This window comes from Achromobacter arsenitoxydans SY8 (assembly GCF_000236785.1).
GTDB lineage: Bacteria > Pseudomonadota > Gammaproteobacteria > Burkholderiales > Burkholderiaceae_B > Achromobacter > Achromobacter arsenitoxydans.
The window spans coordinates 1-15,229 of sequence record NZ_AGUF01000056.1 but is presented as its reverse complement, the minus strand read 5'-3'; the positions used below and the strand labels follow the sequence as shown (position 1 = coordinate 15,229).

Below are 15,229 nucleotides of genomic sequence, written 5' to 3'. Positions count from 1 at the left end.
TAAATTGCGCTAGACACGGGACGTGAAGTTACACGATCCAGTATAGACAAGTGCCGATGCGCCCCCGGCGGCGCCGCTGCTGCCGGGTGGTTGGACGAATCGCCGGGTTTTTCTTATACTCCCCCCCTGTATCTATTCGGAGCCTGCCGTGCCGCACTCCCCGGAAGAAAAGAAACGCGTTGTCACCCGCCTGCGCCGCATACAAGGGCAGGCGTTAGCATTGGAACGCGCGGTCAATGAAGGCACGGAGTGCGGCGCGCTGCTGCAGCAGCTTGCGGCGTTGCGCGGCGCCACCAACGGCCTGATGGCCGAGGTGCTGGAAAGCCATCTGCGGGAAACCTTCCTGCAGTCCGCCCAGGGCAGTCCGCAAGACCCCAGGCCCGAACCGGAATCGCAGATAGACGACTTGATGCGCATCGTCCGTTCGTATCTGAAATAACCCCATCTGACCTACGTGGAGCAACCCTATGAAATCACGCGCAGCAGTCGCATTCGGCCCCGGTAAACCGCTAGAGATCGTTGAGATCGACGTCGCGCCCCCGCAGCGCGGCGAAGTCCTGGTGCAGATCACCCACACCGGCGTGTGCCATACGGACGCCTTCACGCTGAGCGGCGACGATCCCGAGGGCCTGTTCCCCGCCGTGCTGGGCCACGAAGGCGCGGGCGTGGTGGTCGAGGTTGGCGAAGGCGTGACCTCGCTCAAGCCCGGCGATCACGTCATTCCGCTCTACACGGCCGAATGCCGCGAGTGCAAGTTCTGCCTGTCCGGCAAGACCAACCTGTGCCAGAAGGTGCGCGCCACGCAGGGCAAGGGCGTCATGCCCGACGGCACCTCGCGCTTCAGCTACGAAGGCAAGCCGCTATACCACTACATGGGCTGCTCGACGTTCAGCGAGTACACGGTCGTCAACGAAATCTCGCTGGCCAAGATCAACCCGGCCGCTCCGCATGAAAAGGTGTGCCTGCTGGGCTGCGGCGTGACCACCGGTCTGGGCGCCGTGCACAACACCGCCAAGGTCAAGGAAGGCGATACCGTGGCCGTGTTCGGCCTGGGCGGAATCGGCCTGGCCGTCATCCAGGGCGCGGTGCAGGCCAAGGCCGGCCGCATCATCGCCGTCGACACCAATCCGAACAAGTTCGTGCTGGCCAGCGCCATGGGCGCCACCGACTGCATCAACCCCAAGGATTACGACAAGCCGATCCAGGAAGTCATCGTCGAGCTGACCGACGGCGGCGTGGATTTTTCCTTCGAATGCATCGGCAACGTGCACGTCATGCGCGCGGCGCTGGAATGCTGCCACAAGGGCTGGGGCGAAAGCATCATCATCGGCGTGGCCGGCGCCGGCCAGGAAATCAGCACCCGCCCGTTCCAGCTCGTCACGGGCCGCGTGTGGCGCGGTTCAGCCTTCGGCGGCGTCAAGGGCCGCACGCAGCTGCCGGGCATGGTGGAAGACGCGATGAGCGGCAAGATCGACCTCGATCCGTTCGTCACGCACACCCTGCCGCTGGACCGGATCAACGAAGCCTTCGACCTGATGCACGAAGGCAAGTCGATCCGCACGGTGATCCACTACTGAGAGTAGGCGTTCTCGCGGTAGACGCGTTCGGTCTTGCCGACAAACGTCGCCAGCGAGAACTCCTTCAACGCGGTGCCGCGCGCGTCCACGCCCATGGCGTCCAGGACGCCGCGGTTCTTCAGGATCTCGGACAGCGTCCCAGCCACGGCGTCTGCGGATCCCGGCGGCACGATCCAGCCGTTGCGGCCTTCGGTGACGTTCTCGGTCAGCCCGCCCATTTGGGTGACGATGACCGGTTTGCCGGCCGCCATCATTTCGCGGCAGGCGAACGAAATCGTCTCCAGCCGGGACGACAGCACAAAGCCCACATCCAGCGCCGCCAGGAACGGCTGGACGTCGTCGAGCAGGCCGGCGAACACCACCTGATCCAGCATGCCCAGCTCGGCGACCTGCGCGAGCTTATCCTCGCCTGGCAGATGGCCCGCGATCATCACTACGATCTGCTCGCGCTGTTCTGCCGGCAGCAGCGACACCGCGGCCACCATGTCGATCCAGTTCTTGTAGTCGGCCGTGCCGGCATTGCTGCCGATCACCAGCCGCCCGCGCAGCGCCTCCGGCAGGAAGCGGGCGCGCGCCTGTGCGGCCTCGCCATGGCCGGCGGGACGGAAACGCTCGGTGTCCACGCCATTGTGGACGACGCGCAGGTCTTCATTGCGGAACACCGACTGCTTCATGCGGCGAAAGGTGTGGCTGCAGACGCAGATGACGCGGTTGGTGCCCCACTTGGCGCGCAGCCGCACGCCCAGGCTGCTTGCGGCGCGGTCGTTGTGCTGCGTGTACACGATGAACGGCCGCCGGGAACCCATGCCCATCGTCGCAAGCATGCACAGGCGGTGATCGGCCGAGCCGTTGACGTGGATGACGTCGAAGCGCTCTTTGCGCAGCAGCGTGCGCAGGCGGCGCAGCGCCGTCACCTGCTGAAGAAAATTTCCCTTGAACTCCAGGTCGATGGTGCGCAGGCCCGGCAGGGCTTCAGCTTCGGCCAGCAGGCGGCTTTCACGCGGCGCGCCGATCGTGACCTGGGACTTCTGGCATAGGATGCGCGCCAGCGACATCACGTAAGTGGTATGGCCGCCGCCGTCGCCCTGGTGGAAATTGGTATAGAGAATCTTCATCGTGTGGCACTCGTCTGTGCTTGCGCGGAGGGATCCAGCAAGCAACTCCAATGGCGTTTTTCAAACACTTCGTCCCCCAGCCGGCTCAAGAGGGACAGGTTGTAGACCTTGATTCCCCGCGCGCCGAGCAGCTTGCCGGCCTGCCGGAAGGCGGGCTGGATGTGCCCGGCAAACTGGCGGTCCAGCGCCGTGGGCAGTTGCGCATCCGCGCTTTCGTAGAAGCGCGGACCCGCGGTGGCGGTCAGGTCCAGGCCATGCAGGTACACCGATTCGGCGCCCAGCCACGCCAGCAGCTGCAACGACGTATAGGCGACCGTGCCGCCGCCGAACAGGCCGCGCGCCGCATTCAGGCTGAAGCCGTGCGCATGGATGGGATGGCGCGCGTCGAACAGCACCAGCTCCGGGTCGGCGGCCAGCTCGGCCTCCAGTTCTTCAGGCCGGGCGCGCGGCCGCTGGGCGCGCTGGTGGACTTCCTCGAACAGCGCGATGCGGCATCGGACCGTCCGGCGGTCGAACAGCAGGCAGATCCAGCGGTAGACCTCGGGCGTTGCGAACAGCACCAGGTCCTGCGCCAGCACCTCGGCCACCAGGTCGCGGCGCTTCTTGACGAAGCCGGCATCCAGCATGGCGTAGTAATCGAAACGCAGGGCAGGGTGCCTGGCGCGCAGGGCGATCGAGCCGTTCACGCCCATGACCGTACGCATGCGGCACTGCGCGTAATCTATCTGCGCCACGGACGGGCCGCTCAGGATCAGGTGCGCATCGCCTCCAATTGCGCGGGGCAACTGGTCCAGCGCCATGGTGGCCGGACCGCGCACGCCACTGAGATCGCAGCCGGCAAGCCGGCCTTGCGCATCGCGGCGCACCTTGACGAAGGGCCAGAGCGTTTCGTTGTGCCGGTACGCCCTGGGCCGCGTATAGCGATAGAGGTAGCGCAGGCCCTTAGTCAGCGGGCGCGAGCGCAACAAGCGGGGAACAAGCGCAAAACGAGTCATATACATTGCGCGGGTACCGCGGCAAAACCTTACGGACGGGCTGATTCTACGCAGCGCATTCCCGCGCAAACGCGAGCGGATTATGTGAGATGTAACGCTTTTGGACCCACCACTAATACGCCCCTAATTTCCCCACCGGAATACCGGCGGATGGCCCCCTCGGCGTCTACGGCAGTTTCGCGTTCTGGCCCCCGCCGCACCCGCGCCGGGGCGCCAATTACGTTTTGCGCCAAAGAATTCCGCGTCTGATATCGTTGCCGCATCCCCAACACGCACCCCACGGCCCTGAAATGAGCGCAATCCGCCCCGACCACCCCGACCTGCAGGACGCCATTGCGGACGCCATCAGCACCGCCACGCGCGGGGCTGGCCGGGTGAACATCCTGGTCGCAGGCAAGACCGGGGTCGGCAAGAGCACGCTCATCAACGCCGTGTTCCGCGGCGAATTGGCCCGGACAGGCTCGGGCAGGCCGGTCACCCAGACGACGCAGGAGTTCACCCGGCCGGGGCATCCGCTCACCATCATCGACACGCGGGGCCTGGAGGTCGCCGACTACGAGCGCTCGCGCGCGCAATTGGCCGAGCTGATCCAGGAGCGCTCCGCGTCCGACGACCAGGACAGGCACCTGCATGTCGCCTGGCTGTGCATCCAGGACAGCAGCCACCGGGTGGAGAACGCCGAGGTCGAACTGTGCGACATGCTGGACAAGGCCGGCATTCCGGTCGTCGCGGTGCTGACCAAGGCGCGCAAGAACAGCCCCTTCGTGGAAGAGGCCCGCAAGCTGCTGCCCCGCGCCAGGCAGGTCGTCGCGGTGCGCGCGCTGCCCGAGTGGATCGAGGAACTGGACGCCGAGTTGCCGCCCATGGGGCTGGACACGCTGATCGAGGTAACCGCGCAGCACATCCCCGAGGCGCAGCAACGGGCCTATGCGAATGCGCTGTCCACCCGCAACAAGAAGGCCCTGGAAGTAAAAAAAAAGCGGGCTGAGATCGAGGTGAACGTCGCGGCCGGCCTGGCCGCGTCGGCCGCCGCCGCGCCCATCCCGTTCTCCGACGCCTTCGCGCTGGTGCCGATACAGGTAGGCATGATCGCCAAGATCGGCATCACCTTCGGCATGGAGCTCGACACCACCGCCATCACCACCCTGGTCACGTCCACTCTGGGCGCCTCGGCCGCCACCCTGATCGGCCGGTCGGTCGTGTCGGGCCTGCTGAAGTTCATTCCCGGCGCGGGCAGCGCCGTGGGCGGGACCATCGCGGCGACGACGGCCGGCGCCATCACCAAGCTGCTGGGCAACGCCTACATCGCGGTCCTGCACGACTTCTGCCTGAAAAACCCCGGCAAGGACATTGATATCGCGATGATCGCCCAGGCCCTGAAGCAGCGCGTCTCGCTCTGAGCGCGCTGCCCCGCGGGCGGCTGCAATCAAATGCATTCACGCGACAAGATTGGATAGATTGGCGCTTTTCGTGACGGTACGGTAAATATTGCGTCCTTCGCGACGTAAATCCGTATATCCCCTAGTCTATTTCAGGGCAGAAGACGCGCGCGCAGCCGCAACGCGGCTGGCGCACATGCCCGCCGCAGCCAATGATCATCGCCAATTCCGACGTCATGTACCGGCACCTGGTGCAGGGTGTCGTCGACTACGCCATCTACATGCTCCACCCTGACGGCACGGTTGCCAACTGGAACGCCGGCGCGCAGCGCGCCAAGGGTTACACGGCCGACGAAATCGTCGGCAGGCATTTTTCGTGCTTCTACACCGAAGCGGACAGGGCCGTCGGACTGCCTCAGCGCGGCCTGACCACCGCGCGCGAACTGGGGAAATTCGAAGCCGAGGGCTGGCGTGTGCGCAAGGACGGCACCCTGTTCTGGGCCCATGTCGTGATTGACGCCATCCACGACGACGCCGGCCAACTGATCGGCTTCGCCAAGGTCACGCGCGACAACACCGAACGGCGCGAGCGCGAGCAGCAGCTCCTGAAGGCAAAGCAACTGGCCGAGCACTACAACGACGAACTGACGTCGATGTCCACTTTCCTGCAGGCGGTGGTGTCCAACATTCCTTCCTGCGTGCTGGTGTTGGACGCAGTGTCGCGCCGGTTCCTGCTGGCCAACCGCCAGGCGGAAGAAACCTTCGGCGGCAGCCCCCGCGGCCTGCAGGGCAAGACCGCGCAGCAGTGCCTGCCGGGCCTGGTCTGCGAGTTCTTCGACCGCCTGACCAACGACGCGCTGCGTTCCGACGGCGCCATGCGGGAAGAGGAAGAAGAGCTGGCGACGGCGCGCGGTCCGCGCACGCTGCGCACCAAGACCCTGGCGTTCCATAGCAACGACCCACGCTCGCGCTACGTGCTGTTCATCGCGGACGACGTCACCGACGAGAACGCCGCCCACGCGCAGGTCCGCTACATGGCGCACCACGATACGCTGACGGGCATGCCCAACCGCAGGCTGTTCCGCGACCGCCTGCTCAAAGCGCTGGACGGCAGGCGCGATCGCACCACGGCCGTGCTGTGCCTGGACCTGGACAATTTCAAGAGCGTCAACGACACCCTGGGTCACCAGTATGGCGACGAGCTGCTGCGCCTGCTGGCCAAGCGACTGCCCAGGCATCTGCGCGAGCAGGACACGCTGGCCCGCCTTGGCGGCGACGAGTTCGCGGTGGTGCTGCCCAACATCGCCGAACAGGACGATGTGCGCAAGATGGCCGAGCGCCTGATCGACGCGGTGCGCCAACCGTTCGAGATCGACGGCCATACGGTCCCGATCAGCGTCAGCATCGGGATCGCCCTGGCGGACGCGCAGGACGTGTCCGCGGACCACCTGCTGCGCTACGCCGATATGGCGCTGTACGAGGCCAAGCGCCGCGGCCGCAATTGCCTGGCGTTCTTCAAGCCGGAAATGGAGGCTGCGGCGCTCAAGCGCCATGAAGTGGAAATGGACCTGCGCCAGGCCATCATCACGCAGCAGCTGCAGCTGTATTACCAACCGATCATGGATGTGAGCCATGTGCGCATCGTGGGGCGCGAGGCGCTGATGCGCTGGCAGCACCCGGTCAAGGGGCTCATCCTGCCCCAGGACTTCATCCCCATCGCCGAGGAAACCGGGCTGATCCACGAACTGGGCGCGTTCACGCTGCACGAGGCCTGCGCGGAGGCGATGCGGTGGGACGATCACGAGACCGTGGCGGTCAACCTGTCGGCCAGCCAGTTCACCAATGGCGCGCTCGTGTCGCTGGTGGAGTCCGCGCTGGCGACCTCCGGCCTGCCCGCCCGGCGCCTGGAACTGGAAATCACCGAGTCCGTGCTGCTGGTCAATTCCACGGGCAACCTGGCGACGCTGCACCGCCTGAAGGAACTGGGCGTGAAGGTGGCGCTGGACGATTTCGGCACCGGCTACTCGTCGCTGGGCTATCTGCGCACCTTCGAGTTCGACAAGATCAAGATCGACAAGTCGTTCACGCAGGACGTCGAATCCAGCCGCGAGGCGCTGGCCATCATCCGCGCCATCAACGGCATCGGCCGCAGCCTGGACATCCCCACCACGGCGGAAGGTGTGGAAACACCGGAGCAATTGCAACGCCTCACGGCCGAAGGATGTTCACACTTCCAGGGATTCTTGCTGGGCCGGCCGGTTGCGCACGGCGAACCCGCCGCAGACCCGGTCGCGGCGGGGCCAGACCCCGCAAATTGACCCGCAGCGCCGTGCGCGCCAGACCTATACTTTGTGAATCACCGGCCGCGATGCGACGCGCCATCGCCCGGTGTATTCCGCGCAGCGCGTCGGCTGTTCAAACACGCATCGCCCTTCGGGCATGCGCAGGGAGAACGACATGACCCGCAAATACATTGATTGCCGCGAATACCCGAGCGAGATGAACTGCTCGGTGGCCCTGTCCGCGGATTCGGACGAGGAACTGCTCGAAGCCGCCGTCCAGCACGCGACCACGGTGCACAAGCACAGCGACTCGCCCGAACTGCGCTCGCAGCTCAAATCCCTGTTCCATAACGGCACGCCGCCTGCCGAGGCGCCGCGCCGGGGCTGACGGCGTCAGCGTTGGAACGGTATCGGCGGGCGCGCAGGGGCATGGCCGCCCCGCACGCCCGCCTTGTCCGCACGGCGCGCTACACGTTCTGACCCGCCTCGGCGACCCAGCACAGCGTGTTGACCAGCGCCATCTGTTCCGGCGTCTGGCAGCGCACCGACAGCAGGGCGGGGCTGGCGACCAGGATCGCCAGCGACTTCGCCCGCGACACCGCCACGTTCAGCCGGTTGCGGCTGAACAGGAATTCCATGTCGCGCGGCATGGTGTCGCCGCTGGAGGTGGCCATGGAGATGATCACCACCTGGGCCTCCTGGCCCTGGAATTTGTCGACGGTGCCCACGCGCGCGCCCTCGGGCAGCGCCTGCCGCAGCGTGTTGACCTGCACGTTGTAGGGCGCCACCACCAGCACATCGTCGGCGGTAATGGGCACGGGACGCCCCTGCTTATCCAGATAGCGCTGCCGCATGAGGCTGGCGTACAGGTTGGCGACCTGGCGCGCCTCTTCGTCGCTGGATTGGGCGTTGCCTTCATGCGCCACGGGCACGTAGCGGATGCCGCTGGCGCGCAGCAGCGGCGACGCGTCCGCGTCCAGCACCAGCCCCTGGCCGCGCGTCGACGCCGCGGCCAGCAGGCGGCCGTCGTAGATGGCCTCGGAAATGAAGCCGCAGATGGCGGGGTGCATGCGGTAGGACGTGTCCAGGAAAATGCCGCGGTCGGCGGCGATGGTGGCCTGGCCGTCCAGCAGGTATTCCAGCGTGGACTCGCCGGACCTGCCCGGATGCGTGCCCTTGGTCGGCTGCCCGAGTTGCATCTGGTCGCCCAGCAGCACGATGTTGCGCGCACACTGCCCCAGCGCGACCAGGTTGGCCAGGCTGACCTGACCGGCCTCGTCTACGAACAGATAATCGAACCGCTGTTCGAAGTCGGCCCGGCTGAACAGCCAGGCGGTGCCCGCCACCAGTTGATGGCGCGCCAGGTCGATCTTGTCGTTGGCGTAGACGTCTTCGATGAATTCGCCGTTGAAACAGGAGTCGTCGCCCGCCTGGCCCGATTTCTTGGCGCCGGCGAACCGGAATCCCGCGCTGCGCGCGGCGCCTTCCAGGCCGGCCAGCAGGTTGTTGATGGCGTGGTGGCTGTTGGACGTGACGGCGATGCGCTTACCCTGCCGCAGCAGGTGCACCAGCACGCGCGACCCCGTGTAGGTCTTGCCCGCGCCCGGCGGCCCCTGAAGGAACAGGGTGGTTTCGTCCATGCGGCCAACGATGTCCACTACCTGGTCGAGCAGGCCCGCGGCCGGATCCGCCAGGGCCTCGCCCGGCGCCACCCCCGCGATGCGCGGACGCTCATGCCGCAGCAGCGCATCGACGGCCCGGAACCGCGTGCCGCCGCCGTCGTGCGACTGGATCAGCGCGTCGCCATAGCGGAACATCGCGTTGGCCAGTTCGTCGATCTTGACGGGCTTGCCCGGTCCCAGGGACAGCCGCGCCGGCGGCGTCTCTTTGCGGGTCATGGTGAACGTCGCGACGCCGGCCTGCGGATCCACGGTCAGCCGGCTGATGCCGGGCCCGCCGCGCACGTTGGTACAGGATGACCCCGTGCGCAGCTTGGTCTGCTGCGGCGGAAAGCGGTAGGTATGGCGCAGCGACTGCGCCACCGGCTCGGGCGCCACGGCCTCGTCGCGCGTCATGGCGCCCAGGCATTCGTTGTCGTCGATCAGTTCGGCGTCGGTCGCCTCCATGCGTGCAAAGACGGCCCACCATTCCGGCTTCTGTTCGCGGCGGTGGAAATCCAGCAGCTGATAGACCAGGGCGCGGTAGCGGTCGCGGTCCGACCAGAGCAGCTCGTCGGCCGGCAGCGGCCCGAGCAGCGCCGCGTGATAGGGCTCCAGCCGCAGTTCGGCTTCGGTCTTTTCGCCGACCTGGAAGCGAGCGGCGTCGATCTGCTGCTGCGCCTCGCCGCGGTTCGACCAGGGCATGCCGGCGGGGCGCAGTCCGCGCAGCCATTCCCGCAGCCTGAAGGTGGACACCACGTCGTCGCGGTTGTAGTCCTGGATCTCCTGCAACAGCCCGGGCTCGCCGGTACGCTTCCAGCGTTCGTAGTAGACGATGCTTGCGCCCGCGTTGGTGACGCCGCCGGCGCGCTGATCCAGGTAGAAATGCTCGATGTTCTTGATTGAATAGCCGGGCTCGGACACGCGCACACCCTCGCGCACCACCTGGTACAGATCCACCAGCTTGTTCAGGCGCAACAGGTTGTCGACCTCCGCTTCGCGCGTCGCATGTACCGACATCAGCTTCTTGATGGCGGTCGCTTCGTAGGGCGCGTAGTGATAGATGTGCGCGTCGGGATGTCGGCGCAGGCGCGCCACGACATAGTCGATGAAGTCCTCGAATGCGCGCTTCTCTTCGGCGCGGTTGTGGGCCCAGAACGGAATGAAGCGCTCTTGCCCGTCGTCGATCACGTACAGGCCGAACAGGTATTCCAGCCCGCCTTCCTCGAGCGGATCGCCTTCCATGTCGAAGAACATGTCCCCGGGGTCCGGCTCCGGCATCCGCTCCAGGCCGCGCAGGTTGGGATCACCGGGGTCCTTGGCGACCAGGTCGCAGAATCTGCCGCCCTCGGTGCGCGCCCGCAGTTGCAGGGCCGCCTGCGACCGCAGCCGCTCCAGGATGGCCGGCTCCAGGCGGGCGACCGGGGCGCCGGGCGGCAAGGCGCCCAGCTGCGCCAGGGTGCGGATGCCTTGCCCGTTCAGCCTGCGGATCTGCTGGCGCGTGATGTTGGCGACCAGGGACAGGTGGTCATCGTCGGCGCGGCGCGTCTTGCAGAGCGGATCCCACCGGCACTGCGCGCATTTCTCGCACGGGTCGGGATAGGTCGGCACGGCGCCCCCCGGCGCCACACGCTCCTCGAAGCGCCGCATGACCTGCCGGAAGTAGTGCGCATAGTCGGCCACGCGCAGGCTCAGTTCGCGGCCGCTGCCCAGCACCACGTGCATGTGCTGGGGCTCGGCCCCCTGTTCCAGCCCGAGCAGCCACGAATAGAACGAAAGCTGAATCACGAACTTGGCGCGCGCCGACCGCGCCAGCTTGGTGTCGCTGGCTTCGTAGCTGTAGCCGCCCAGGCGCGAGGGGCGCGCCGTCTTCAGCAGGAAGTCCGCGTGGCCGATGTAGGCGCCGTGGCTGAAAGCCGCCTGGTAGATGACGTCCGCGCCCTCGGCCATGGCCTCGCGCGTGCGCGCCAGGCGCGCCGCCAGGCCGTCGCCCGCCGCGCTGACGTCGACGATGCGGCCGCCGCCGGCGCGCAGCCGGTCCAGGTAGGCGCGTTCATGGTCCAGCCCCTTCTCCTGGATCAGCTCTAGCTGGTCGTCCTGCGGCGCGGCCGGAAGCGGCGTTTCCAGGTTGAGCAGATCGAGCGAGGTCAGGTGCTCGCATTCCAGGAAACCGACGATATCGGATGCGGAAAACAAAAGGCGGTCGCCGGTTTTTTGCATGATGCGGGAGGGCCCAGGCGGATTGGGGAGGACAGAGAATAGCAAAAGGAATATTCGGACATTATCTGGGCGAATATCCCCGCAACCCGGGAAATACTGTCATGATTAATTCAACCCGATTTTGTCCAAATGCGCTTTCAAAATGCAGCCTGATTCAGTTAATGGAAGCGACATGCCTGATTTGTTCGACAACATTATCCTCAGCCCCGGTTGCGCCGCATGTGCCGGATTTGTCCGCGGCGCGCCCGCGCATCGCCGGGAGCACGCATGAAACCGCGCAAACTGCACCTGCCCGAGTCCCTGCTGCAATCGGTGCGCGCGGCGCGCAACATCGTCGTGCTGACGGGATCCGGCCTGAATCCGGCCAGCCGGCTGCCCCTGGCCCGCGACGGCATGCGCGGCCTGTGGGCGCGCTACGACAGCGCGGCGCTGGCCACTGAAGAAGGCTTCCGGCGCGATCCGGCCCTGGTGTGGGCCTGGCACGAAGAGCGCAGGCGCCGCGCACGGCTGGCGGCTCCCAACGCCGCCCACCGCGCCATCGCCGAGCTTGCCGTCCGGTCGCCCGGCGCGTTCGTGGTCACCCAGAACGGCGATACGCTGCACGAACGCGCGGGCAGTCCGCGCATCCTGCATCTGCTGGGCCGGTTCGACCAGCCCCGCTGCTCGGCTTGCGCCATGCCCTACACGCTGGCCGCGCCGCCTGCCAAGCCGGGCAGGCAGGGACCGTTTCCCCCGCCGCCCGCGTGCCGCATCTGCGGCAACCTGGTGCGGCCCGGCAGGCTCTGGCACGGGGAGCCGCCAGCTTCCGACGTGTGGGCCATCGCCAAGGGGCTGGCGGCCGCCGCCGATCTGATCCTGGCGGTGGGCACGTCCTGCGAGACGCCGGCCGCGGCCGAGTTCTGCTACGCGGCCATGGCGGACGGCGCCGAGCTCGTGCAGATCAACCCGAATCCCACGCTGCTGGACCGGGTGGCCGCCCACAATATCAAGGGGCCGGCCGAAAAGATCCTGCCCCTGCTGTTGGCCCGCGCCTGGCCCGGAGCCTGATTACAGATAGCGCCGGGCCAGTTGCCGCGCCTCTTCCACGAAGCGTTCCCGGATGTGCTCGGGTTCCAGCACTTCGATGGAGGACGCGTGTCCGTGCAGCAATTGCCATAGCATCACGGACGGCCGGACGGTCGCCGTCAGGGTGAAGCCGTTCTCTTCTTCCTGGATGCGCTGGTCCGCCGACAGCCAGAACTCGCGCAGCGGGTGGCGCCGCCGCCGCCCGTCGTCCGTCAGGGGCTCCGCGACGTGCAGGCGGAGGCGGGTTTCTTCGCCCGGATCGAAATTCAGGGCTTCCTCGCGGCGCACATAATCCTCCAGGTCGAAAGACGGATCAGGATCCGCGCTTTCGCTCAGCACCTGGACCTCGGACAGCCGGTCCATGCGAAAGAGGAAGCGCCTGCCGGGCAGCCGCGGCCCCCAGGCCACCATATAGAGGACGCCCGCCCGGTCGACCATCGCCAGGGGCGTCATGACATACAGGCGCTCGCTGGGGGACTTTTCGCCGAAGGGCGTGTTGCGGAACGACAATTTGCGGTTGAAGTACAGCGCGCCGCTGACCTGGCGATAGACCTCGGACGGCACCTGCGGCAACACCGTGGGATGGGTGCCGTCGATGCGCAGGATCTTGCGGGACCAGCCATGCGCCGGGCCGATCGCGGGTTGCCCCTGGTGGGCTTCGAGATAGCGCCACGCGCCGTCGAACGTAGCGGCCAGGTCGTCCAGTACGACGGCAGGCAGGTGGCGGTCGGCCACCTGCTTGAGCGCGCACATGGCCATCGCCATGTTCGTGTTCATGTTCTGGATGCGGAAATCCGTGCGCTCGATGCTGCGGTACCAAAGCTTGCCGCGCGTGGCGCCGTAACTGCCGACACTATCGAGCTTGAGCAGCGTGCGCCGGATCTGCTTGTCGCTGGGCACGGGCTTTTGCAGCGCCGCCAGCCTTTCGCGTATTTCCGCCATGGCCATGCCCATCACCATTCCGTCGGCCTCCTCGTCCTCTACATACGGCAGGATCCTGAGTAGGTTGTCGACCAGCGTCTGGTTATGTCCCATGGCGATTACTGCAGATTAACCCGTTAAATAACCCAGGCATTCTATCTGCAAAATCTTCCGATAATAATTTCGGAAGCGTCCGATAATGTCGGCGGCGTGGCCGGTCGATTTTCGATGATTATGTCTCTTGTATCGAAAATAAAATGCACAGCCTGCGTGCGCTATTTTGCCGCGAGCTCGCGGATGGGCACCGGCCGTCCCAGCAGCCAGCCCTGGCCGATGGCGCCAGGCTGGCGCTCCAGCAGGTAACGGGCCTGCTCTTCTGTTTCTATGCCCTCGATGATCAGATTGATGCGCAGCTCGCGCGAAATGGCGATGACATGGTCGATGATCAGACTGCCCGCCTGCTCGACGCCAATGGCGTTGGTGAAGCGCCGGTCCAGCTTGATTGCGTCGGCCTGCATTTCCGCCAGGTAATTCAGATTTGAATGGCCGGTGCCGAAGTCGTCGATGAACACCTTGAAGCCCTTGGCGCGCAGCGTCTTCACCATGGCCATGACGTGACCGTCGGACAGCGGCGTGCCCTCGGTGATTTCCAGCGCGATATTGGCCGGCGACAGCCCCCGCTCGCTGACGGCGTCCAGCAGGAAATTGCGGTAGCCCGCATCTTTCAGGTCCGCCGACGACACATTGATGCTGACGTACAGCGCGGGGTCTTCCTGCAGGCGTTCATGCAGGTCGCGCAACGCCTGCGAGGTCACCTGGCGCGACAAAGCGCGGCCCAGCCCCATCGCCTCGGCAAGCGGCACGAAGAGGCTGGGCGAGACATCGCGGCCCCGGGCCCGCCAGCGCGCCAGGGCCTCGAACCCGGTCAGCCGGCGCGACGCGAGCTGCCGCAGGGGCTGGTAGTGAACCTGTATCTCGCCGCCGAGGATGGCCTTGCGCAGCTCGGTCTTGGCGCTGCCCGCGTGCAGCCGCCACATGACGCACAGGCCGGCAAGAAAGGACAGCGCCAGGGCGCCGACCACCGACAGCACCATGGCGGGCAACTGGAACCAAGCATCGGATCTGACGCGCGACAGCACGCAGAGATCGGGCCCGGCCTCGGGCGCGCACGCCCGGACCCGCCGATCCGACGCGAAAGCGCCCGCCGCCTGCCCATCGAATCCCGCAGCCGCCAGGTCCAGGTCGTGCGTGCGGCCGAAGCGCCGGTACACGTAGGCTCCGTCGCGCGTCACGATCTTGGCGTCGATGCCGGAGCCCGGCTCGGGAAAGCCGTCGAACGCGCCCGGGGCGGTAAATACGATGACGTCGTGCTGCGCCGCCATGTCGCCGATGATCCGGCGGTCGACGATGTTGGCCGCGCCCGTCCAAAGCTGCGCGCCGCTGCGCGCCGTGAACGAAGGCGGAGGCAGGCGCAGCGGTTCCGGCAGCTCGCCCCAGGCCGCCGAACAGCGCAGCATGCCGTCCTGCGTACGGCCGATATCCCGGATGAAGGTGGAATTGAAGAGCAGCACCCGCAGGGTCGCGATGTCCGATTCCGAGCACAGCGCGGCGCCGTGCGTCGCCGCGGCGATCAGCCGATGGCTTTCCTGCGACACCCTGAGCGCGTGGGCGAGCAGCCGGGCGTTATGCCCGGCAAGCCTGTCGTCGACCTGGCCCAGTTCGATCAACCTTCCGGCCAGCACGCCCGCAAGGAATCCAAGCGCCGACATCATCAACACAAAAGCCGCAATTCTGAAACGTGACATGGAAACCGGTGGCACATTGGCGGCGCTACAAGGGAGTTCTGCGCGTAATGCAATGTAACCGGAACTTTCATTTTCTTGTATAAAAAAATGTCCACGCCAGCATCCACCTGAAAACCTTCGAGGCTTGCACCGCGGCGGCGCGGGCAAACCCGATATAAAACTTTGCATGGCGTCCATGATCCAGCGTTATGCATGGGACGCCGGGCGTCTCC

At 66.3% G+C, this 15,229-nt stretch carries 11 protein-coding genes; 6 read left to right on the top strand and 5 right to left on the bottom strand.

The window, feature by feature from the left end:
- Nucleotides 1-148: 148 nt before the first annotated feature.
- Both KYC_RS17385 and KYC_RS17380 read left to right on the top strand, forming a co-directional pair.
- Nucleotides 149-439 carry a metal/formaldehyde-sensitive transcriptional repressor gene (locus KYC_RS17385; RefSeq protein ID WP_043518776.1) on the top strand — a complete coding sequence of 97 codons (291 nt, stop codon included), beginning with the start codon at nt 149-151 and terminating at the stop codon, nt 437-439.
- A gap of 28 nt (nt 440-467) precedes the next feature.
- Nucleotides 468-1,577: an S-(hydroxymethyl)glutathione dehydrogenase/class III alcohol dehydrogenase gene (locus tag KYC_RS17380; protein ID WP_008164710.1), complete on the top strand. Its 1,110-nt coding sequence runs from the start codon at nt 468-470 to the stop codon at nt 1,575-1,577.
- Here the strand turns inward: KYC_RS17380 and KYC_RS17375 are convergent.
- Together KYC_RS17375 and KYC_RS17370 are read right to left on the bottom strand one after the other, a co-directional pair.
- Nucleotides 1,571-2,692 (bottom strand): glycosyltransferase, encoded by a 1,122-nt coding sequence (locus KYC_RS17375; protein WP_008164708.1) that lies wholly within the window; start codon nt 2,690-2,692, stop codon nt 1,571-1,573. The two genes, KYC_RS17380 and KYC_RS17375, sit on opposite strands and share 7 nt — an antisense overlap.
- A complete protein-coding gene (locus KYC_RS17370; RefSeq protein WP_043518791.1) occupies nt 2,689-3,687 on the bottom strand; it encodes a hypothetical protein in 999 nt (332 codons plus the stop codon). The genes KYC_RS17375 and KYC_RS17370 overlap by 4 nt, the downstream gene beginning before the upstream one ends.
- A 290-nt stretch (nt 3,688-3,977) precedes the next feature.
- Between KYC_RS17370 and KYC_RS17365 the strand changes: the two genes are divergently transcribed.
- From KYC_RS17365 to KYC_RS17355, 3 genes are all read left to right on the top strand, one after another.
- Nucleotides 3,978-5,087, top strand: coding sequence for a YcjF family protein (locus KYC_RS17365; protein ID WP_008164704.1), 1,110 nt, complete (start codon nt 3,978-3,980; stop codon nt 5,085-5,087).
- 191 nt (nt 5,088-5,278) lie between these two features.
- Nucleotides 5,279-7,384 carry a putative bifunctional diguanylate cyclase/phosphodiesterase gene (locus tag KYC_RS17360; RefSeq protein ID WP_008164702.1) on the top strand — a complete coding sequence of 702 codons (2,106 nt, stop codon included), beginning with the start codon at nt 5,279-5,281 and terminating at the stop codon, nt 7,382-7,384.
- Nucleotides 7,385-7,523: 139 nt separating this feature from the next.
- Complete coding sequence (locus tag KYC_RS17355) at nt 7,524-7,736, top strand: DUF1059 domain-containing protein (RefSeq protein WP_008164701.1); 213 nt, start codon at nt 7,524-7,526, stop codon at nt 7,734-7,736.
- A gap of 79 nt (nt 7,737-7,815) precedes the next feature.
- Here the strand turns inward: KYC_RS17355 and KYC_RS17350 are convergent, their stop codons facing one another.
- The gene (locus KYC_RS17350; protein WP_238531952.1) at nt 7,816-11,202 is read right to left on the bottom strand and encodes a TM0106 family RecB-like putative nuclease; all 3,387 of its coding nucleotides are present in this window, start codon (nt 11,200-11,202) and stop codon (nt 7,816-7,818) included.
- A gap of 291 nt (nt 11,203-11,493) precedes the next feature.
- Between KYC_RS17350 and KYC_RS17345 the strand changes: the two genes are divergently transcribed.
- Nucleotides 11,494-12,273, top strand: a complete 780-nt coding sequence (locus KYC_RS17345) for a Sir2 family NAD-dependent protein deacetylase (protein WP_008164697.1) — start codon at nt 11,494-11,496, stop codon at nt 12,271-12,273.
- Here the strand turns inward: KYC_RS17345 and KYC_RS17340 are convergent, their stop codons facing one another.
- Nucleotides 12,274-13,326, bottom strand: coding sequence for a helix-turn-helix transcriptional regulator (locus KYC_RS17340; RefSeq protein ID WP_008164694.1), 1,053 nt, complete (start codon nt 13,324-13,326; stop codon nt 12,274-12,276).
- A 161-nt stretch (nt 13,327-13,487) separates the two neighbouring features.
- Entirely contained in the window at nt 13,488-14,984 is a 1,497-nt protein-coding gene (locus KYC_RS17335; RefSeq protein WP_008164692.1) for an EAL domain-containing protein, read from the bottom strand.
- Between the last annotated feature and the right edge of the window lie 245 nt (nt 14,985-15,229).

Bases quoted from the DNA above. Each gene is read 5' to 3' on its own strand.
- KYC_RS17380 (WP_008164710.1), top strand. From the start codon at position 468: ATGAAATCACGCGCAGCAGTCGCATTCGGCCCCGGTAAACCGCTAGAG.
- KYC_RS17375 (WP_008164708.1), bottom strand. From the start codon at position 2,692: ATGAAGATTCTCTATACCAATTTCCACCAGGGCGACGGCGGCGGCCAT.
- KYC_RS17370 (WP_043518791.1), bottom strand. From the start codon at position 3,687: ATGACTCGTTTTGCGCTTGTTCCCCGCTTGTTGCGCTCGCGCCCGCTG.
- KYC_RS17365 (WP_008164704.1), top strand. From the start codon at position 3,978: ATGAGCGCAATCCGCCCCGACCACCCCGACCTGCAGGACGCCATTGCG.
- KYC_RS17360 (WP_008164702.1), top strand. From the start codon at position 5,279: ATGATCATCGCCAATTCCGACGTCATGTACCGGCACCTGGTGCAGGGT.
- KYC_RS17355 (WP_008164701.1), top strand. From the start codon at position 7,524: ATGACCCGCAAATACATTGATTGCCGCGAATACCCGAGCGAGATGAAC.
- KYC_RS17345 (WP_008164697.1), top strand. From the start codon at position 11,494: ATGAAACCGCGCAAACTGCACCTGCCCGAGTCCCTGCTGCAATCGGTG.
- KYC_RS17340 (WP_008164694.1), bottom strand. From the start codon at position 13,326: ATGGGACATAACCAGACGCTGGTCGACAACCTACTCAGGATCCTGCCG.
- KYC_RS17335 (WP_008164692.1), bottom strand. From the start codon at position 14,984: ATGATGTCGGCGCTTGGATTCCTTGCGGGCGTGCTGGCCGGAAGGTTG.